General features: G+C 65.7%; 17 protein-coding genes. 9 read left to right on the top strand and 8 right to left on the bottom strand.

Annotation, left to right across the window (positions count from 1 at the left end):
• Positions 1 to 28: 28 nt before the first annotated feature.
• On the top strand, positions 29 to 244 hold the full coding sequence (locus CKO23_RS13690; protein ID WP_200332057.1) for a hypothetical protein: 216 nt from the start codon (positions 29 to 31) through the stop codon (positions 242 to 244).
• Between the two features lie 100 nt (positions 245 to 344).
• Positions 345 to 1520, top strand: a complete 1176-nt coding sequence (locus tag CKO23_RS13685; RefSeq protein ID WP_200332055.1) for an RtcB family protein — start codon at positions 345 to 347, stop codon at positions 1518 to 1520.
• Between the two features lie 33 nt (positions 1521 to 1553).
• Here the strand turns inward: CKO23_RS13685 and CKO23_RS13680 are convergent, their stop codons facing one another.
• From CKO23_RS13680 to CKO23_RS13665, 4 genes are all read right to left on the bottom strand, one after another.
• Positions 1554 to 1910 carry a DUF29 family protein gene (locus CKO23_RS13680; protein ID WP_200332053.1) on the bottom strand — a complete coding sequence of 119 codons (357 nt, stop codon included), beginning with the start codon at positions 1908 to 1910 and terminating at the stop codon, positions 1554 to 1556.
• A gap of 10 nt (positions 1911 to 1920) precedes the next feature.
• Positions 1921 to 2538, bottom strand: coding sequence for an SPOR domain-containing protein (locus CKO23_RS13675; RefSeq protein WP_200332051.1), 618 nt, complete (start codon positions 2536 to 2538; stop codon positions 1921 to 1923).
• A gap of 1 nt (position 2539) precedes the next feature.
• On the bottom strand, positions 2540 to 4324 hold the full coding sequence (gene argS, locus CKO23_RS13670) for an arginine--tRNA ligase (RefSeq protein WP_200332049.1): 1785 nt from the start codon (positions 4322 to 4324) through the stop codon (positions 2540 to 2542).
• 184 nt (positions 4325 to 4508) lie between these two features.
• Entirely contained in the window at positions 4509 to 6719 is a 2211-nt protein-coding gene (locus CKO23_RS13665) for a primosomal protein N' (protein WP_200332047.1), read from the bottom strand.
• Positions 6720 to 7243: 524 nt separating this feature from the next.
• Here CKO23_RS13665 and CKO23_RS13660 point away from each other — a divergent pair.
• From CKO23_RS13660 to CKO23_RS13650, 3 genes are all read left to right on the top strand, one after another.
• Positions 7244 to 7849 (top strand): HNH endonuclease, encoded by a 606-nt coding sequence (locus tag CKO23_RS13660; protein ID WP_200332046.1) that lies wholly within the window; start codon positions 7244 to 7246, stop codon positions 7847 to 7849.
• The gene (locus tag CKO23_RS13655; protein WP_200332044.1) at positions 7846 to 8721 is read left to right on the top strand and encodes a fructosamine kinase family protein; all 876 of its coding nucleotides are present in this window, start codon (positions 7846 to 7848) and stop codon (positions 8719 to 8721) included. Before CKO23_RS13660 ends, CKO23_RS13655 begins: the two co-directional genes overlap by 4 nt.
• 95 nt (positions 8722 to 8816) lie before the next feature.
• Positions 8817 to 9326 carry a SixA phosphatase family protein gene (locus CKO23_RS13650; protein WP_200332042.1) on the top strand — a complete coding sequence of 170 codons (510 nt, stop codon included), beginning with the start codon at positions 8817 to 8819 and terminating at the stop codon, positions 9324 to 9326.
• Between the two features lie 119 nt (positions 9327 to 9445).
• Here the strand turns inward: CKO23_RS13650 and feoB are convergent, their stop codons facing one another.
• Entirely contained in the window at positions 9446 to 11803 is a 2358-nt protein-coding gene (gene feoB / locus CKO23_RS13645; RefSeq protein ID WP_200332040.1) for a Fe(2+) transporter permease subunit FeoB, read from the bottom strand.
• A 15-nt stretch (positions 11804 to 11818) separates the two neighbouring features.
• On the bottom strand, positions 11819 to 12205 hold the full coding sequence (locus CKO23_RS13640) for a FeoA family protein (protein ID WP_242482431.1): 387 nt from the start codon (positions 12203 to 12205) through the stop codon (positions 11819 to 11821).
• A 236-nt stretch (positions 12206 to 12441) separates the two neighbouring features.
• Here CKO23_RS13640 and CKO23_RS13635 point away from each other — a divergent pair, with 236 nt between their 5' ends.
• A complete protein-coding gene (locus tag CKO23_RS13635) occupies positions 12442 to 12591 on the top strand; it encodes a hypothetical protein (protein ID WP_200332038.1) in 150 nt (49 codons plus the stop codon).
• Positions 12592 to 12925: 334 nt separating this feature from the next.
• Positions 12926 to 13990, top strand: coding sequence for a GGDEF domain-containing protein (locus CKO23_RS13630; RefSeq protein ID WP_200332036.1), 1065 nt, complete (start codon positions 12926 to 12928; stop codon positions 13988 to 13990).
• A 36-nt stretch (positions 13991 to 14026) separates the two neighbouring features.
• Here the strand turns inward: CKO23_RS13630 and CKO23_RS13625 are convergent, their stop codons facing one another.
• Positions 14027 to 16078, bottom strand: coding sequence for an elongation factor G (locus tag CKO23_RS13625; protein WP_200332034.1), 2052 nt, complete (start codon positions 16076 to 16078; stop codon positions 14027 to 14029).
• A 38-nt stretch (positions 16079 to 16116) separates the two neighbouring features.
• Here CKO23_RS13625 and CKO23_RS13620 point away from each other — a divergent pair, with 38 nt between their 5' ends.
• Positions 16117 to 17094, top strand: coding sequence for a L,D-transpeptidase family protein (locus tag CKO23_RS13620; RefSeq protein ID WP_200332032.1), 978 nt, complete (start codon positions 16117 to 16119; stop codon positions 17092 to 17094).
• Here the strand turns inward: CKO23_RS13620 and CKO23_RS13615 are convergent.
• On the bottom strand, positions 17073 to 17270 hold the full coding sequence (locus CKO23_RS13615; RefSeq protein WP_200332030.1) for an alanine-zipper protein: 198 nt from the start codon (positions 17268 to 17270) through the stop codon (positions 17073 to 17075). The two genes, CKO23_RS13620 and CKO23_RS13615, sit on opposite strands and share 22 nt — an antisense overlap.
• Before the next feature lie 718 nt (positions 17271 to 17988).
• Between CKO23_RS13615 and CKO23_RS13610 the strand changes: the two genes are divergently transcribed.
• Positions 17989 to 18570: a chorismate--pyruvate lyase family protein gene (locus CKO23_RS13610; protein WP_200332028.1), complete on the top strand. Its 582-nt coding sequence runs from the start codon at positions 17989 to 17991 to the stop codon at positions 18568 to 18570.
• The last annotated feature ends 43 nt before the right edge of the window (positions 18571 to 18613 follow it).

Genomic DNA, 18613 nt, shown 5'->3' with positions numbered 1-18613 from the left:
TGCGTTCTGAGCACAGAGGTGAATGGAGATGAGTAAGCTGCGAAACCCGGTCGCCCGATCCCCGCTGCTGCGCAAGGGCGGGCCGCACGAGCGTTCCGCCTCGAGCATGCGGGCGGAGTACCGCAGGACCGTCGAGGCAGGCATCGACGCCTTTCACGGCCTCGGATCCGATGAGATCGAGCGAGGCGAGCGTCGGAAGCGGATGAACGCTCTGGCTCCGACGCTCCCGCGTGGGAGCAGATGAACGCTGCTCCAGCGTCGCACCAGACCCGCTGAGCGGGCCGACCGCATTCCCACGCGGGAGCATGAGAACGAGAATTCGAGTGAGCTGGCAGGAAACGACAATGCCTATCAAGAGAGTCATTACCAAGGGCCGTGTCCCGGTCAAGATCTACACGGATGACGTGGCCGAAAATGCCATGAAGCAGCTCGAGAACGTCTCGCAGCTGCCATTCATCCACTCGCACGTGGCGGCGATGCCGGACGTGCACTGGGGCATGGGGGCGACCATCGGCTCCGTGATCCCGACCCTTGGGGCCATCATCCCGGCCGCAGTCGGGGTGGACATCGGCTGCGGGATGAACGCGCTGCGGCTCTCGCTGCGCGCGGATCGGCTGCCGGATTCGCTGACCCAGGTGCGCTCGGCCATCGAGGCCGCGGTACCGGTCGGATTCGCCGGCCACGCGGACGACGCCTGGTGCGACGCGGGTTTGAAGCGTGTCGCGCCCGGTCTCCGACCGATCCTGGAGAAGCATCCGAAAATCAACGCCCGCTGGCAGAGCCAGCTCGGCAGCCTGGGGGGTGGAAACCACTTCATCGAGCTCTGTCTCGACGAGGCCCAACAGGTCTGGATCATGCTGCACTCGGGATCGCGCGGGATCGGCAACCGCATCGGCATGCACTTCATCGAGCTGGCCAAGCGCGAGATGGAGCATTGGAAGATCCAGCTGCCGGACCAGAACCTGGCCTATCTCCCCGAGGGCAGCGTGCACTTCGACGACTATGTCGAAGCCGTCGGCTGGGCGCAGGACTACGCCATGGAGAACCGTCGTCAGATGATGCGACTCATCATCGAGGCGCTGCGCGATCAGTTGCCGCCCTTCGAGGCGACGACCGAGGCGATCAACTGCCACCACAACTACGTGGCGCGCGAGCACCACTTCGGCAAGGACGTCTATCTCACCCGCAAGGGCGCGATCCGGGCGCGCGAGGGCGATCTGGGCATCATCCCGGGGAGCATGGGCGCCAAGTCCTATATCGTGCGTGGACTGGGGAACCCCATGTCCTTCTGCTCCTGCTCGCACGGGGCGGGGCGGCGCATGAGCCGCGGCGAGGCGACCCGCCGCTTCACCCGCAAGGATCTGGAGGAGCAGACGCGGGGCGTGGAATGCCGCAAGGACAAGGGCGTGATCGACGAGATCCCGGCCGCCTATAAGGACATCGACGCGGTCATGGCGAACCAGAGCGATCTGGTCGAGGTGGTGCACACCCTGAAGCAAGTGCTGACAGTCAAGGGGTAGCGGGTCGATCCACCGGCTGTCCGCCTGCGCGGCTCAGGCTGGCCAGACATCGTTGTCGAGGATCTGGCCGATGGAAAAGGGACACCGCTCGGGGAGATCCGAGTCGTCGAGCGGTGTCTCCCGGACCAGGAGATCGAGGGCGCCCGGGTCGGCCTCCGCGCTGAGCGATGCGAGGAATGGCCGAAGGCTGAGGCTATCCGCCAGCAACCGATCGATGCGGCGGCGCTGCGCATGGATGGTGGCTCGCCAGCCCTTGCGATGCGGATACTCGGGCTGTCGTTGCCACTTCAGCAAATGCTCGGTGCTCAGCTCATCGAAATGCCCCGCACGCAGCAACCGGACCTGCTCACGGGTCCAGGCATAGAAATCGCGCTCGTACAGGTCGGCCACGGCCGCTCGCCTATTTCACCGGGATCGCCAGACTGTCCTTGCCATTCCGCTTGAGCAGGGACTGCACCTTCTGCGCCTCCTGTCGGCTCGTAAAACCGCCGGTGCGAACCCGGTGCGTCACCTTACCGTTCGCGAGGGTCGCGGCCTGCACGCTGGTCGAGACGCCGAGCAGCGCGAGCTGGGCCTTGAGGCGCTCGGCGTCCGCCGCACGGCTGAAGGAGCCGACCTGGACGACATAGGTTCCGCTAGCCGGCTTGGCGACCGGCTCTGGCGTGATCGCCAGCGGGGGTGTGACGGTGTCCGTCTGCGTTGCATCCTGGGGGTTCTGGGCCGGCGGTTGCGGCCGAGGCGCGGGCGGCGGCAGCGGCGGGCTCTTGCCGCTGTCCGGCTCCGAATCGCTCAAGAGCTCCTCGAAGCGGAAGCTCGGCTTGGGCAACGCTGATTTTTCGCTCTTCGCGGATGTCGCCGCGGTCTCGGCCGCCGGCTCGGTCTCGCCCTGACTCGGGGCGAGGATCCTCGAGACAACGACCCCGAGCGCGATTCCGACGATCAGCCACCACACACAGGACCTGCACGGCTTGCGTTTCGGCGGCTGCGACGGGGTGGAGCGACGATAGTCCCTAGGCATCTCACATGCTCTCCGGTGCTGATACGCCGAGCAGTCCCAGGCCGTTGCGCAGTACCTGGCGCACCGCCAGGATCAGCTTGATGCGGGCATCACGCAGGTCAGTGTCCTCGACCAGGAACTGGTGGGCGTTGTAGTAGGTGTGGAGCTCGTTGGCCAGCTCGCGCAGATAATGCGTGAGCTGGTGCGGCTCCTCCTTGAGGGCGGCCGTCTCGACGACCTCCGGGTAACGGGTCAGGGTGCGCAGCAGGGCCTGCTCATGATCCTCGCTGAGTCGGTCCAAGTGGGCCGAGCCCGGGCTGGGGTCGATCACCATGCCGCGATCCGCGGCCTGGCGCAGGACGCTGCAGACACGGGCATGCGCGTACTGGATGTAATAGACCGGGTTGTCCGAGGACTCGGACTTGGCCAGATCCAGGTCGAAGTCGAGGTGCTGCTCGCAGCGGCGCATCACGTAGAAGAAGCGCGCCGCGTCACGACCGACCTCCCGGCGCAACTCGCGCAGGGTGACGAACTCGCCGGAGCGGGTCGACATCTGCGCCTTCTCGCCGCCGCGGTAGAGGATGGCGAACTGGACCAGCAGCACGTCGAGCCGCTCGGCATCGTCGCCGAGCGCCTGCAGCGCCGCCTTCACGCGCGGGATGTAGCCGTGATGATCCGCGCCCCAGATGTCGATGACGCGGTCGAAGCCGCGCTCGAGCTTGTCCATGTGGTAGGCGATGTCTGAGGCGAAATAGGTGGTCTGGCCGTTGTCGCGGACCACGACGCGGTCCTTCTCGTCACCGAAGTCGGTGGAGCGGAACCAGAGTGCCCCGTTCTGCTCGTAGACGTGCTCAGACTCGCGCAGCCGTTCGATGGCCTTGTTGACCGCGCCGCTCTCGGCGAGCGAACGCTCCGAGTACCACTCCTGATAGTCGACGCCGAACTCGGAGAGGTCGGCGCGGATGTCATCCAGGATGGTGTTGAGCCCAAGCTCGAAGACGTAGCGGTAGCGGTTGTCGCCCAGCAGGCGCTTGGCCGTGGCGATGAGGCCGTCGATATGGGCCTCCTTGTCGCCGCCGTTCTCCTCTTGGGGCTCGCCTTCCTGCGGGATGTCGGGCGGGAGCCCGGCGAAGACCTGCTCGGCCTCGACGCGATAGGCGTCGCCGTGCTCGCGGTGCAGGGTGGCGGCGATGTCCCAGACGTAGTCGCCCTTGTAGCCGTTGCTCGGGAAGCGCAGCGCCTCGCCGCACAGTTCCAGGTACCTCAGCCAGACGGAGGTGCCGAGGATGTCCATCTGCCGGCCGGCGTCGTTGACGTAGTACTCACGGTGCACGTCGAAGCCGACCGCCGCGAGCAGGTCGGCGACGACGGCACCGTAGGCCGCGCCGCGCCCGTGCCCGACATGCAGCGGCCCGGTCGGGTTGGCGGAGACGAACTCGACCTGAACCCGCTTACCGGCGCCGATGTCGCTGCGGCCATAGCGGTGTCCGGCGTCCAGGATGCGCGGCACCACCGCGCGGTAAGCGTCCTCGGCCAGGAAAAAGTTGATGAAGCCGGGTCCCGCGATCTCGCTCTTCGCGACCAGCGCAGATTCAGGCAGGGCGTCCACCAGACGCTGTGCCAGGTCGCGCGGCTTGGTACGGGCCAGCTTGGCGAGCACCATGGCGATGTTGGTCGCGAAATCGCCGTGCGTCGCGTCCTTGGTGCGGTCCACTTGCGGTTCCGGCAGCTCGGAAAGCTGGAGCTGGCCGCTGCTGACGAGCGCGGAGAGCGCGGTGGAGATGAGGTCTTTGATGTCTTGCTTCATGCAGGCTGACGACTTGCTGCCTCACGCGGCGCTTGGTGCCCCGGGACGTCATCGCCGCCCTTCGGGAGCCTTCGCCGGAGGTAGTCCGCAAAGGGATGATTTTTGGAATACTTGGATGTCGCGTCGGCCCGGCGGCAGGCCAGGAGCCGGCGTGCACAAGGATACCTGAACGCGACCCGGACCGTTAGAGCATGTCCTGTGGGTCGACATCGAGCGACCAGCGCAACCCGCGCCGTTTCGGCAGGCGGCGCAGGGCCGCCGTCCATTGCCCGAGAAAGCGCTGCAACAGTGGACGCTCGGCGCATTGCACCAGGAGCTGGGCGCGATGACGCCCGGCGCGGCGTCCCATCGGGGCCGGGACAGGCCCGAGCAGTTGGACACGCGGCTCGCCAAGCCCGTCCCCGAGGTCGCGCGCCTGGCGCAGGAAGTCCAGGGGCTGCGCCTCGTCAGGGGCGTCCGCGCGCGCGAGTACCAGATAGGAAAACGGCGGCAGCTCCGCGGCACGACGCTCGGCGAGCGCGGCCTCGGCGAAGCCGCCGTAGCCATCCTTCAGCAGCGATTGCAGCAGCGGATGCTCAGGATGGCGGGTCTGGATGACGACCCGACCGCTACGGTCGGCCCGCCCCGCCCGGCCCGCGACCTGGACGATCAGCTGCGCGGTGCGCTCTGGCGCGCGGAAGTCGCTGGCGTAGAGCGACTGGTCCAGGTCGAGGATCCCGACCAGGGTGACGCCGGGAAAGTCGTGCCCCTTGGCCAGCATCTGGGTACCCAGCAGGATCTGGATCTCGCCGCGCTGGGCGGCGTCGAAGAGGCGCGCCAGCTCGCCCTTGCGGCGCGTGCTGTCGCGATCGATGCGGGCGATGGAGACGCCCGGAAAGAGCGGGCGCAGCTCGTCTTCGAGTCGCTGCGTCCCTTGGCCGAGCATCCTCAGGTCCAGCCCCTGGCACTCCGGGCACCGGATCGGCAGTGGCTGCGACCAGTCGCAGTGGTGGCACCACAGCCGCTTCTGGCGCAGGTGCAATGTGAGCCGGGCGTCGCAGTGGCGACAGCCGCCGACCCAGCCGCAGCCGTGGCAGGTGAAGACGGGGGCGTAGCCGCGCCGGTTCAGGAAGAGCAAGACCTGATTGCCCGCCGCGATCTCGGCCTGCATGTGACGTCTGAGCACGCTGGAGAGGCCGGCGCGCAGCGGCTGGCCACGGATGTCGAGCAGCGAGATCGCGGGGGGTTGCGCCTGGCCGGCGCGCTTGGTCAGCCGCAGCCAGGCATAGCGCTGGGTCCGGGCATTGTGCAGCGTCTCGAGCGATGGGGTCGCCGTGCCGAGGACCACGGGGCAGTCGGCGAGCTGGGCACGCCGCACGGCCAGATCACGGGCCGAGTAGCGGAACCCCTCCTGCTGCTTCAGCGAGGGATCGTGCTCTTCGTCGACGACGACCAGAGCGAGCCTGGGCAGCGGGGTGAAGATGGCCGAGCGAGTCCCCAGGACGAGTGTCGCCTCGCCGCGCGCGGCCAGATGCCAATTGCGCTCGCGTTCGCTTGGGGTGAGCGCGGAATGCAGGACGGCGATGGGGCCAGAGACGCGCCGGCGGAAGCGCTCACGCAACTGTGGGGTCAGACCGATCTCGGGAACCACGACCAGCGCCTGCCGGCCGGCGGCGATCAGCCTCTGGATGAGTCGGATGTAGACCTCGGTCTTGCCGCTGCCGGTGATGCCGTCGAGGAGAAAGGCCTGAAAGCGACCGAATGCGCCCCCCACCGCAGTGACCGCGAGCGACTGCTCGTCGTTCGGGGGATGGGGGTCCGGGGAGACGGCCTGCACCCCGACCGGTGCGCCATCCTGTCGCTCCAGCCTGCAATCGACGATCAGCCCCTTGGCGCGCAGCGCACGCAGCGTTGCCCGGCAGTCTCCCAGCCGGTCCGCGAGCAGTGCCAGGGAGGCACCCGCCGGGCTGGCTTGCAAGAGGCCGAGCAGCTGACGCTGTTTCGGCGCGCGTCCCAGCGCCGCGAGGTTCGCCGCCAAGCCGGCGGATGAGGCCGCGACGCCCGCGATCCGGTCGTCGAGCAACGCGGTCGGGTCGCGCAGACGGACCGGCAGTGCCGCGAAGAGCGCCTCGCCCAGCGGCTGCTGATAGTAGCCTGCCGCCCAACGGATGAGCGCCAGGTCCGCCGGCATCAGCAGGGGACCGGGATCCAGCACGCGCTCGACGGCCTTCAGGGCAGCCGGATCCTGCTCGGTCTCTGTCGCGATCTCGACCAGGATGCCGACCCGCCGCCCGCGCCCGAAGGGCACCAGGAGGCGCGAGCCCGGGGCCGGCGTCACCTCGCCACTGCCGGGCGGGGGCGCGTAATCGAAGAGCGAGGCGAGCGGGGCCTCGACGGCGACACGATAGATCGTCATCGGCGCTTGAGCAGCCTTGGTCCTAGGGCGCGGGCGAGCCAATGACGGGCGCTGCAGTGAGATCGACCCAGTGTGTCGGTCGAAAATCGCGCGTCGACTTGAATCGCGATCACTTGTTCACAATTTCTGTGGATAAGTCTGGGGATAGAGGCAAGGAACCGCGCCTCGGACGGCACCGGACGGGAATTCCCGCTGTGTTGGCACATTGATGACCACCGGCCAACGCACCTATTGAAAACAATCACTTGTAATCGTATGTCGGTCTCCGACCTTCGTGTGACTTGACAAATCCCGAAGGCACCCGCGCAGCCGCGCGGGCTGTGAATGATGTGACTTGGCGGGCCGCTCTTCCATGTGGATGGATCAGGTTTCCGGCGGGCTCCTGGACGCGACCGGACCCAGGAGCGGCATCTTGCCAAGCCCTTGGTGGGGCGCATTTTGCGTGCCGTGGGACTCGATCCGGATCCCTTGCGCCTCTCTCTTAAGCGTGTATGATGCTCGCAAATTCCGAGCCGTATCCACCTATGTTGCCACTCAATCAACAGGTACTGCGAACGGACTTGGCAGGTATGCCCCTGGAATGGGTCGACTACCGTGTCGCCGCCCGACTGTATTTCCTCGGCCAGGTCGCCTACTCCTGCGGTGATCCCCTGTTCCTCCTCCGGGGCGGCATCAACGCCGCCACCCGGGTGCAGAGCCAGCTGCGGATTCACTCCATCATCGCCACCTATGGCATCCACCACGCCCTGAACAAGCTTCAGGACGACTATGCGCCGCCGCTCTCCAATCGCACCTTGTTTCAGCGCGATGACCACATGTGCATGTACTGCGGCCAGCGTTTCTCCCCACGCCATCTCTCGCGCGATCACGTCCGCCCGACCAGCAAGGGCGGAGCGGATCAATGGAGCAACGTGGTGACCGCGTGCGTGCGCTGTAACAACGACAAGGCTGGGCGCTCCCCGGAAGCCGCCGGCATGGAGCTGCTGGCCGTGCCATTCATCCCCACGCATGCCGAGTACATCTATCTCATGGGTCGCAACGTGCTGGCCGATCAGATGCAATTCCTGCGCGCCCACTTCCCGCGCACCAGCCCGCTGCACCGCAGGATTAGCCGAGGAATGCCTCGATGACACAGTGGGCCGCGATCGCGCAAGCGATCAGCGCCGCGACCGGAGAGCCCTTTCAGGTCAAGACCGATCGACCGGTTGGCGGGGGCTGCATCAACACGGCGGCCATCCTGAGCGACCATCACAGATCCTATTTCATCAAGCTCAACGCGGCGGACCGCGTGGCGATGTTCGAGGCCGAGTCCGAGGGACTGGTCGCCCTCGCCGCGCCCGACGCCATTCATGTCCCCAAGCCCATCTGCAGCGGCACGAGCGGCGGACAGAGCTACCTGGCGATGGAGCTGCTCGACCTCGGCGGACGTCTGGACGGCGCCCGCGCCGGGCGCCAACTGGCCGAGCTGCATCGGGCGACCGCGGACGCCTTCGGCTGGCATCGCGACAACACCATCGGCTCCACGCCACAGCGCAACGCCCAATCCGACGATTGGGTCGATTTCTGGCGTGCGCAGCGCTTGGGGCCTCAACTGGAGATCGCCGCCGCCAATGGCCATGGCGGCCGTCTGCAGACGGCCGGTGAGCGTCTCATGGACCGGCTGGACGCCTTGATCGGCCATCAGCCAGCCGCCTCGATCCTGCACGGCGATCTCTGGGGCGGCAACATCGGCGCTACCCGTGGTGGCGAGCCGGTCATCTTCGATCCGGCCGTCTACCATGGGGATAGAGAGGCTGACATCGCCATGACCGAGCTGTTCGGCGGGTTCGGAAGCGACTTCTACGCCGCCTATCGGGAGTCCTGGCCGCTCGACGCCGGTTATGCGACCCGCAAGATCCTCTACAACCTCTACCACATCCTCAACCACCTGAATGTGTTCGGCGGCGGCTATCTCAGTCAGTCTCAAGGGATGATCGAGCGTCTTCTGGCCGAAACCAGCTGAGGTTACGCCAAAATGACGAATGTGTTAAAAACCTGCCATGGTTGTCGCAGGCCGGTTTTCAATGCAGTTTGAGCTACGCTGATCCCTTCTTCCATATGCCCCGAGAGCTGCTGCTCCTGCGTCACGCGAAATCGGACTGGGATTCGGACGCTGGGAGCGATTTCGAGCGCCCATTGGCCAAGCGGGGCAAGAGCGATGCGCCCAAGGTGGGCAGCTGGCTCTACCGCGAGGGCCTAGTCCCCGACCACATCGTCTGCTCGCCGGCGGAACGTGCCCGCCAGACCGCGGCCAAGGTGTGCAAACGCCTGGACTTCAAGAAGAAACGCATCGTCTGGGACGAGACCATCTACGAGGCCAGTGTCCCCGATCTGCTCGGCGTTCTGGCCCGCTGCCCGGAGGCCGCCGCGACCGTGCTGCTCGTCGGACACAATCCGGGGCTCGAGGAACTGCTCTGCCATCTGGTCGGCGACGAAATCGAGCTGCCAGACGATGGCAAGCTGCTGCCGACCGCAACGGTCGCCCGGCTCGAGATGCCGAACGACTGGAAGACGCTCAGTCCCGGCAGCGCGCAGCTGCTATCGATCACCCGCCCGAAAAGTCTCTAGCGCTGCCAGGCACTGAACCCAACCCGCAACGCATCCGTCGGATGGCCGGCAATACCCTGACCCTGGATCCGACATGGCGCCGAGAGCGAACGGCTCTCGGCGGATGGCGCAGGCTTGCATCATGCCTCTGATTTCCCGAGCGATGGGGGCTCGGCCTCTTTACTTGCCCAGAGGCGCAGGGCGACGAGGATGGTCGTGAAGAGGCCGATGCCACCCGCGATCCAGAGACTCGCGACCACTGGGGCGCGCTCAAAGGTCGCGATCTGGTAGAAGAGGGTCGCGGTGAGGAAGGCGATCGTCGTGGTCCAGAAGCCGACGAACATGGCCCAGGCGGCCCCGGCCTCCCGAACGATGGCGCCGATGGTAGCGACACAGGGGAAATAGAGCAGCACGAACAGCAGGTAGGCGAAGGCGCCAGCCTGTCCGTCGAAGCGCTCGGCCATGGCGCCGAACGTCCCGCTCTGCAGACCCTGCTCGGCCGCCGCCGTCTCGCGATCGCTCAGATCGCCGACATCGAGTCCGAGCGGGTCCAGCACGCGGGCACCGAGATGCGCGAGGTTCTGTCCGACCGAGGCTCCGGCCCGACCCAGATCACGCCAGAGGTCGAAGGGCTCGGGCACCTCAGCCGGGGCCGTCTCTGCGGCCAATCGCCCATAGAGGGAGTCCAAGGTACCAACGATGACCTCTTTGGCGAGCACGCCCGAGAAGACGCCGAGAATCGCTGGCCAGTTGTCTTCCCGGATGCCCATGGGCGCGAAGAGCGGCGTTGCGGTGCGGCTGACCGCGGCCAGGATCGATTTGTCGCTCTCCTGATTGCCCAGGCTCCCGTCACTGCCGACCGTGGCCAACACGTTGAGCACCAGCACCATGAGCACGATGATCTTGCCCGCCTCGCGCAGGAACAGCTTGACCCGATCCCAGGTACGCAACAGCACGCCCTTGAGGGTTGGCAAATGGTAGGGCGGCAGCTCCATCAGCAAGCCCGAGCTATCGCCCTGCAGGAGGGTGTGCTTCATCACCAGTCCGGACAGAATGGCGACGCCGATCCCGGTCAGATAGAGCGCGAAGACGAGATTCTGGCCCGAGTGCGGGAAGAAGGCCGCGGCGAAGAGGGCATAAACAGGTAGCCGAGCCCCGCAGGACATGAAGGGGTTCATGAGGATGGTCAGCTTGCGCTCACGCTCGCTCTCGAGCGTGCGGGTCGCCATCACCGCGGGCACATTGCAGCCGAAGCCGACGATGAGCGGCACGAAGGCCTTCCCCGGCAGCCCGATGGAGCGCATGAAACGGTCCATGACGAAGGCGGCACGCGCCATGTAGCCACTGTCCTCGAGGGCGGAGAGCACGATGTAGAGGCTGGCGATGATGGGGATGAAGGTGCCGACGACCTGAAGGCCGCCGCCGATGCCGTCGGCGAGCACCAGGATCAGCCAGGCGGGGGCATCGAGGCCCTCCAGCAGGTTGCTCAGCCCATCGACGAAGAGCGTCTGCCCGAGCAGATCGAAGAAGTCGATGAAGGCCCCGCCGATGTTCATGGTGAACATGAACATCAGGTAAATCATGAGCAGAAAGAGCGGGATGCCGAAGGTCTTGCTGAGCACCACATGGTCGATCCGGTCCGAGAGGGTACGCTCGAGGCGGCGATCCTCGCGCACCACGCGCTGTGCCAGCGTGTGGGCATGTCCGTAGCGGGTATCCGCGATGTGGAGGTCGCTGTCCTCGCCCGTGCGCTCGGCGATCTGATGGCGGGCCTGCTCCACCGCGGTCATGACCTCAGGGCTGATTCCCTTCTCGGCGATAGGGTCCGACTCCAGGAGCTTGAGCGCCAGCCAACGGGCGTTGGCGCGGTGCGGGATGTCCTTGAGCAGGACCACGAGGTCGGTCACGGCCTCCTCGACGCACTCGCCCTGCACCAGCGGCATACCCGCTGGCTCGCGCCGCTCGGCGACGGCGAGCAGACGCGCCTGCAGCTCGGTCAGGCCTTCCTTGCTGACCGCCACGACAGGCACCACGGGACAGCCGACGGCGGCGGTCAATTGATTGGTGTCGATCTGGATACCGCGCTTGCGGGCGACGTCCATCATATTGAGCGCGACCACGATGGGCACGCCCATCTCCAGCAGCTGAACGCTGAGGTAGAGGTGCCGCTCCAGGTTGCTGGCGTCGATGACATTGACGATGAGATCGGCATCCCGGCTCAGCAGATAGTCGCGCGTGACGACCTCGTCCAGCGAGTTGGCGTCCAGGGAATAGATGCCCGGCAGGTCGATCACGCGAATCCGCCGACCGTCCAACTCCAGGTAGCCCTCTTTGCGCTCGACGGTGACGCCGGGCCAGTTTCCCGTCGTCTGCCGGATGCCGGTCAGGGCGTTGAAGAGGGCCGACTTTCCGCAGTTGGGGTTGCCGGCCAGGGCGACCGTCAGCGGCATCTGCGCGAGATCGCCATCCGCGTTGGGGCGAGCCGTCTTGTGTTTCATTGCGACTGGCGGCTCCTAGTTCGCGGTGTTGATCGGACGTCCCGGATGCACGTCATCCGGGAACGGATCCGCCTCTTCCGGCACGGCGTGCGGCGTGGCGTCGGGGCCAAGGTCCTCCGGCGTGACCCAGAGCTTGTCGGCGATCCCCGAGCCAACGGCGATCCTGACCTCCCCGGTCGCCAGCACCAGGCCCTGCCCTCTACGCTGAACGACGCAGAGCGAACTCCCCTGCCTCAGACCCAACGCCAAGAGGCGGCGGGTCAAATGACGACCGCCACGGATCTCGGTCAAGCGGGCATGCGTGCCGTGCGGAAGGTCGGAGAGTCGGATGGGCTGAGACTGGTGGGACATGCTCTGGTGCTGCGGATAGGCGGCTCGATTGCCGACGAGAGATCGAAGCATAACCCGAACCGGCACCCATCCGCAGATGAATGCGAGATCAATTCATGCTCGCATTTAGAGCAGCCGACGCCTGTGCCGGATCGCCACGACGGACCGGCCTAAGCACCGCCCAAAACCTGGCGCGATGCGGGCCGAATGGACCCGCTAACAGCGTGGTTGCAATCAAGACCCGGATCCCAAGCTCTCCTCTCGCAGTGTCGAAAGACCCGTTCCACGATCACAGCGAGGCATTAGACATGGACAAAGGCTCATTCGCCGCGGCGGAACTCATGGTATTTCTCGGGCTCGCCGGCTGGCTCCTCTACTACCAATTCTCGACCTCTCGACGCGACTCGAATACGCCCGATCACGACGTGAAGGATGACACCAAGGCATCTGACGACTAGCACGCGACCCGCGCCCTCCCGCGGGCGCGCATCCGTAAGGTGCGAGGTCGTCAGCACCGGCACACACATGCTTGGCTAGGCGCCGCGACGCCGCCCTGGCGGAGCACGGCCGACAGTCTGAAGCGCCCGCGTTCGGGCATCACCGCCGCGTCTCGGCGTCACTCGGGAGATCTCGCTCACAAAATCGGAGCTGGGCGGTCGGCCAGGTCTCACACGCACGCGCGTCATGGCATATGATGGGTTAGGCGCGAATCCCTGCCAGGCAATCATCCGCGTTCGGCAATCAGAGGCCTCCGGGCCCCTAGCATGGCTCCGTTACGGTGAGAAATCGTCCATGACCGTCAAAGGAATGGTGTTCAGAGAGAACTTGAGCACGTCTTCCGATTACCTGCGTATGGCGGTGCCCTTGATGGTGCAACGCCAGATTCCACCCACGCCCTACAACTACGCCCTCTGGTACGCGCACGTCCAAAACGCCAGCCCCGAGCTCAGCCAGGTGCTGCTCGAACGCTTCCCGAGCGCCGGCAGCTACGATCCGGATGTGAGCGAGTCCCTGTTCTTCGAGTATTTCGTCAAGACCTATCTGCCGAACAGCCTGCAGGCGCAGAACCTGCTCGTCGGTCTCCTCGCCCAGCTGGCGAAGTCGGTCACCAAGAACATGCGGGGCACCGAGGACTTCGAGGTCACGCTGAAGGACGCGATGGACGTCTTCGAGGAGCCGGTCGACCAGGACCAAATCCGGGCCTGTCTCAGCAAGTTGATCGAGGACACGGCCACGCTCGAAACCCTCAACCGGCAGTTTCGCGGCGAGCTGGAGGCCGCGAGCGCGGAGATGGCGAAGCTCAGAAAGGAGCTGGAGCAGAGTCAGCAAAACGCGCGCATGGACAGCCTGACCAAGATCGCCAATCGCCGGGCCTTCAATGACGCCTTGCATCAGGCGCTCAACTCCACCGACGAGCCGACCAGCCTCTTGTTGCTCGATCTCGACAACTTCAAACAGTGCAACGATACCTATGGGCATCTCATGGGAGATCGCATCCTGGAGATCGTCGGCGCTCTGCTGGCGGACTTCCAGAGCGATGCCATCTTCGTCGCCCGCTACGGTGGCGAGGAGTTCGCTGTCATCGTCAATGATGAGCTGAGCGTCGCGGCGGGAGTCGCCGAGCAGATCCGCCACAAGGTCGCGGCCATCCGGATCAAGCGCAAGAGCACCAAGGACATCATCGGCGCGATCACCGTCTCCATCGGCGCCGTCAAGGCGAGGTCGCAGGAGACCGCCGAGGCGCTGATCGAGCGAGCGGACATCGCCCTCTATCGCGCGAAGGACGAAGGCCGCAATCGCGTGATCGCCATCCAGGATCCAATCGAGCACGGTACCCTCGACACCCGCGAGTCATGACGGCGGCGCTGCCCGGGCGCACCTTGCCGACCCGCTTCAGCAGAGATCGAAGCGATCGAGCGTCATGCTGAACTGCCCCCGGCCTTGCGTCAGGCTGCGCAGATCGGTGGTGTAGCCCAATAGCCGCTCCAGGGCGGCCTCCGCCGCGATCACCGCCAGATCGCCCTGGGCGGATGTATCCTGGATCAATGCGCGCCTGGCCTGCAGATCGCCCAGCACGGCGCCGAGACTGAACTCCGGGACCACGACCTCCAGCCGCATGATGGGCTGCATGAGCGCGGGCTGCGCCGCGTCGATCGCCTTCCGCAGAGCCTTGGCGGTTGCGGCGGCCAAGGCGTCGGGGGGCGAGCCCTGACCAAAGAGTTCGACTTCGACGACCTCGACACGAAGATCCTGCAGTTGCGAGCCCGAGCGCGGGCCCGACATGAGGGCGCCGCCGATGGCCTGTTCGATCGCGAGGACCTGGCCCGGACTGAGCGCGCTACCCTCCGGAAGCACCCGCGGCCGGACCTCGATCTGCTCGCCCTCCCCGCGCGCCAGCGGCCGAACGGTGACGACCGCGCGCGCCATGAGGTCGGGCTGACGCGGATCCGGCGTCGGCGGTGGCGCAAAGAGGGCGTCAGCGCTCGCCGCCTGGCAGATGGTCTCGCGCATGGCGACCGCCGGGCGCCCGGTCCGGACGGAGACGCCGAACTCGCGTGCGAGCCGCTCGATGACGATCTGCAGGTGCAGCTCGCCCATCCCGCGCAGCAGCCGCTGCCCGGTCTCCGGGTCTTCCTCGACCAAAAGGGTTGGGTCTTCCTGCTGAACCTTCCCCAGGACCTCGATCAGCTTGTCTTCCTCGGTCCCAGCGGCCGGCTCGATGGCGAGACCCAGCACGGGCGCATGGGTGACGATACGCTCGAGGCTCAGCAGATGGCCGGGCGCGCAGAGGGTGTCGCCGGTGGAGGCGAACCTGAGCCCGGCCAAGAGCACGATCTGCCCCGCTAGGGCCTCGTCCAGCTTGGTCTTCTTTCCCGCGTCGACATCGAAGATGCGCGCGAGATGCTCGGACCGGACCTTCCCATCGCCGCCGAGGAATGCCAGGCTGTCGCCGGGCTTGAGCGCACCTCGGTAGATCCGGGCGAAGACGTGACGCCGCCCATCCCAGAGCTGGACCTTGAACGCCAGCGCCGCCAAGGAACCCTCTGCGCCCATGACCACGGCTTCCTCACTGCCGTCGGGCGTCCTCGCCAGCGACGGGGGCCTGTCCAGCGGGGCCGGGAGGAAGTCCACGACCGCATCGAGCACCGGCTGTACGCCGAGATTGCGCAGCGCACTGCCACCGAGACAGGGAAAGAGGGCGCCGGCCAGCGTGCCTTTGCGGATGGCGGCACGCAGACTCGGGGCGTCCGGCTCCTCGCCCGCCAGGACGATGTCGGCCAGTGCCTCGTCCACCTCGGCGGCCGTCAGCGCAAGGGACTCGCGCAGGTCCGCGCAACGCTCCCACAGCTCGGGGGGACAGGGGTCGATCACCACCTGATCGCCCTGATCGCCATGGAACCGAATCCGGGTTCGGTCGATCAAATGGACCACGCACGCCTCCTCCGGAAAGGGGACGGTGATCGGGACCGGCTCCGCCTGGAGGCGTTCACGGATGGCATCCAGACTGCGCCGAAAGTCCGCGCCGGGGCGGTCCATCTTGTTGACGAAGAAGAGCGCGGGCAGCTTGAAGTGGGAACGTTGACGCCACACCGTCTCGGTTTGGGGTTCGACGCCGCGCACACCGTCGAGCACGAGGACACAACCGTCGAGGACGCGCATGGCGCGCTCGACCTCGATGGAGAAGTCGACGTGTCCGGGCGTGTCGATCAGCTGCAGCAGATGCTCTCGCCACGGGGCCTTGGTGACGGCGGCGGTGATGGTGATGCCGTGCTGCTGCTCTTCGGCCATGTAGTCCATGTGGGCCGCGCCGTCATGCACCTCGCCGATCTTGTAGGAGGCGCCGGTGTAGAAGAGGATGCGCTCGGTCAGCGTGGTCTTGCCCGCATCCACATGAGCGGCGACCCCGATATTGCGAACATGCGACAATCGGGACGGTTTTTTCATCGAATCTCAACCAGACTAAGAGTATGAAGAGGAAGAGTATGAAGCGTGTTACGAGTGGACCGGATGTTGGCAGACAGGGGCGGGCATGGCTCGCGACCTTGATCGGTGTATCCCTGCTTGGCTTGGGGGCCGGACAAGGCGCTCGCGCCGAGACGTTCCGACTGGACAACCCCAATGACTCCGTCGTCGGCGTTCCCTTCTATCTCACGGCACGGGCCAAGGATACGCTGCTGGATATCGCCCGGCAGAACAATCTGGGCTACGCAGACATGCGTCAAGCCAACCCCAAGGTCGACATGTGGGTGCCTGGCGAGGGGACGGAGGTCATGGTCCCAAGCATCTTCGTGCTGCCCAATGTGGCGCGCGAGGGGATCGTGATCAACCGCGCCGAGAAGCGGCTCTATTACTACCCGCCCGACAGCCCGAACGAGGTGCGCATCTACACCATCAGCGTCGGCAAGGACGCCATGGGCACACCGCTCGGCACCTTCAAAGTCATCCAGAAGCGGGAGAATCCGGTCTGGACGCCCGGACCCAATGTGCGTGCCTCCCATGCGGCGCGCGGCGACATCCTGCCAGCGACGGTTCCGCCAGGCCCGGACAACCCGCTCGGGCGCTATGCGATGCGCCTGAGCAATCCGGACTACCTCATCCACGGCACCAGCATGCCCTGGGGCATCGGCATGGAGGTGAGCGGCGGCTGCATCCGCATGTATCCCGAAGGGGTGGAGGAGCTGTATCCGACGGTCAGCATCGAGACGCCGGTCGCCATCATCGACCAGCCGTATAAGGTCGGTTGGCGCGGAGACGACCTCTATCTTGAGGTACAGACAGGCGAGAAGAGCGAGCTTAAGAGTGCGAGATCGGTGATTCCCGAGTCGATCGCGAATGCAGAGGACGTGACGATCGATTGGGCCTTGGTCGAGAAGGCGGTGGCGGAAGACACCGGCATCCCACAGGTTGTGGGACGCCGGAGCAAATCGGGCAGTGCGTCTTACTTGCCCATGATCTTCTGATACATACGATCCAAGCGCTCGGTGTTGGAGTTGCAGCAGGCCTGGGCACTGTTGGCGGTGTCCATGGCTTGCTGAGCCATATCACGAGCGGTCTGGTCGGTGGTGCAGCCGCCGAGCATGGAGGCGCTCAGAAGTGCGGCAGCAGACAGGGAAGCGACTTTGACGATCTTGGTCATGGGTTGAATCTCCAGATTGTTGGCCATCAGGCACAATGTATATAACACGATACGCGTATGCTTTCCGAGCCACGCCGCGCGCCGTCCCTGTCACAACCATAGCCCATTTCCAGGCTGGCGCTGAGGTAAACGTGCGGCAGGGCGGGGTGTGCCCCCTGCAGAGCATCGGGGTGACTCCTGGCGGTTGGGGGCCCCACTTAAGATTGGGGCAAATCCGATTAGACATCAAGCCCACAATCGAACAGATTGGTAGATTTCTTACAGCGGATTGGATTCAACCGCATCCCCCTACCCCCTCCCCCGCCGGACGGTTTCGAGCAATACAGCGTTTTTTATCTATTATTCAAAAAGTTAAAAAATAAAACACGATTCATTTTCGCGGATTCAGGACGGGCGAGACACGCGCTGCTGAATGCCGCTCACAAGCGACCGGCCCAGCCCTCGGAATTTCCACCACATGATCCTTGGCAGTAACGCAACAAGTCTTATCGACGCAAATCCTCCGCGTGACGCCGCGAGCGCGACGCGCCCGTCCTTCGGCGCCTGCGTGTCCTCGGCGCCCCTTGAGCACGAAACAGCGACGCAAGAGCGGCTCCGCGCAGCCTTCCGCATCTCAGAGACATCCACTTCAGAGACATCCACTTCAGAGACATCCACTTCAGAGACATCCACTTCGGCTGGCGCTCCCCCGCCCGGCTGGCGGCACTGAGGTCGCGCGATGCACCGCTACTATGGCCGCGCCGCCTCGGCGCCCGCAGAGCTCCCCTTTCGCCGTGACGGCTTCGTCAGGCAGGGCGACATCGCCGCGCCCAACGGCGAGCGGCTCGCCTTGAGCGATCTACCACCCTTTCTACGTGCCTTGCTGGTCACGGACGGCACAGTGACCAAGATCCTGGAGGCGTATTTCTGGGAGCCGGTCGCGGTGGATACACTTGAGCAGCGCTTCGAGGCCGCACTGGAGCCCGTCCCCTGGATTCAGGTCGAAGCCGATGACCTCTGCCTCATCCGCGACGCACGCCTGCGCGGCACGGATAGCGGAAGGAGTTTCGCCGAGGCCTTCTCGCTGATCCGCGCCGAGTTGATACCGCCCGAGTTCCGACAGAGGCTCATCGACCGCGAGATCGGCATCGGGGCGCTCATCCGCGACAGTGGCCTGGAGAGCTACCGGGAGGTGCTGGACATCGGCGTGGACCGGACCGCCGACGGCGCCATGGCCGTCTTCCGCACCTACCGCATCATCATCGATGGGCGTCCGGTGATCCTGATCACGGAATACTTCCCGCTCGACCTTTACCGTTGACCGGGCGCGACGGACCGATGGCCCCGTGCCGGGCGGTCATGAG

The sequence above is a fragment of the Thiocystis violacea genome (assembly GCF_016583565.1).
Classification (GTDB): Bacteria; Pseudomonadota; Gammaproteobacteria; order Chromatiales; family Chromatiaceae; genus Thiorhodococcus; species Thiorhodococcus violaceus_A.
This window is presented reverse-complemented; position numbering and strand designations above follow the sequence as displayed.

Excerpts from the sequence above, each read along its gene's own strand:
- CKO23_RS13690 (WP_200332057.1), top strand. The coding sequence starts at position 29 with ATGAGTAAGCTGCGAAACCCGGTCGCCCGATCCCCGCTGCTGCGCAAG.
- CKO23_RS13685 (WP_200332055.1), top strand. The coding sequence starts at position 345 with ATGCCTATCAAGAGAGTCATTACCAAGGGCCGTGTCCCGGTCAAGATC.
- CKO23_RS13675 (WP_200332051.1), bottom strand. The coding sequence starts at position 2,538 with ATGCCTAGGGACTATCGTCGCTCCACCCCGTCGCAGCCGCCGAAACGC.
- argS (WP_200332049.1), bottom strand. The coding sequence starts at position 4,324 with ATGAAGCAAGACATCAAAGACCTCATCTCCACCGCGCTCTCCGCGCTC.
- CKO23_RS13665 (WP_200332047.1), bottom strand. The coding sequence starts at position 6,719 with ATGACGATCTATCGTGTCGCCGTCGAGGCCCCGCTCGCCTCGCTCTTC.
- CKO23_RS13660 (WP_200332046.1), top strand. The coding sequence starts at position 7,244 with ATGTTGCCACTCAATCAACAGGTACTGCGAACGGACTTGGCAGGTATG.
- CKO23_RS13655 (WP_200332044.1), top strand. The coding sequence starts at position 7,846 with ATGACACAGTGGGCCGCGATCGCGCAAGCGATCAGCGCCGCGACCGGA.
- CKO23_RS13650 (WP_200332042.1), top strand. The coding sequence starts at position 8,817 with ATGCCCCGAGAGCTGCTGCTCCTGCGTCACGCGAAATCGGACTGGGAT.
- feoB (WP_200332040.1), bottom strand. The coding sequence starts at position 11,803 with ATGAAACACAAGACGGCTCGCCCCAACGCGGATGGCGATCTCGCGCAG.
- CKO23_RS13640 (WP_242482431.1), bottom strand. The coding sequence starts at position 12,205 with ATGCTTCGATCTCTCGTCGGCAATCGAGCCGCCTATCCGCAGCACCAG.
- CKO23_RS13635 (WP_200332038.1), top strand. The coding sequence starts at position 12,442 with ATGGACAAAGGCTCATTCGCCGCGGCGGAACTCATGGTATTTCTCGGG.
- CKO23_RS13630 (WP_200332036.1), top strand. The coding sequence starts at position 12,926 with ATGACCGTCAAAGGAATGGTGTTCAGAGAGAACTTGAGCACGTCTTCC.
- CKO23_RS13625 (WP_200332034.1), bottom strand. The coding sequence starts at position 16,078 with ATGAAAAAACCGTCCCGATTGTCGCATGTTCGCAATATCGGGGTCGCC.
- CKO23_RS13620 (WP_200332032.1), top strand. The coding sequence starts at position 16,117 with ATGAAGCGTGTTACGAGTGGACCGGATGTTGGCAGACAGGGGCGGGCA.
- CKO23_RS13615 (WP_200332030.1), bottom strand. The coding sequence starts at position 17,270 with ATGACCAAGATCGTCAAAGTCGCTTCCCTGTCTGCTGCCGCACTTCTG.
- CKO23_RS13610 (WP_200332028.1), top strand. The coding sequence starts at position 17,989 with ATGCACCGCTACTATGGCCGCGCCGCCTCGGCGCCCGCAGAGCTCCCC.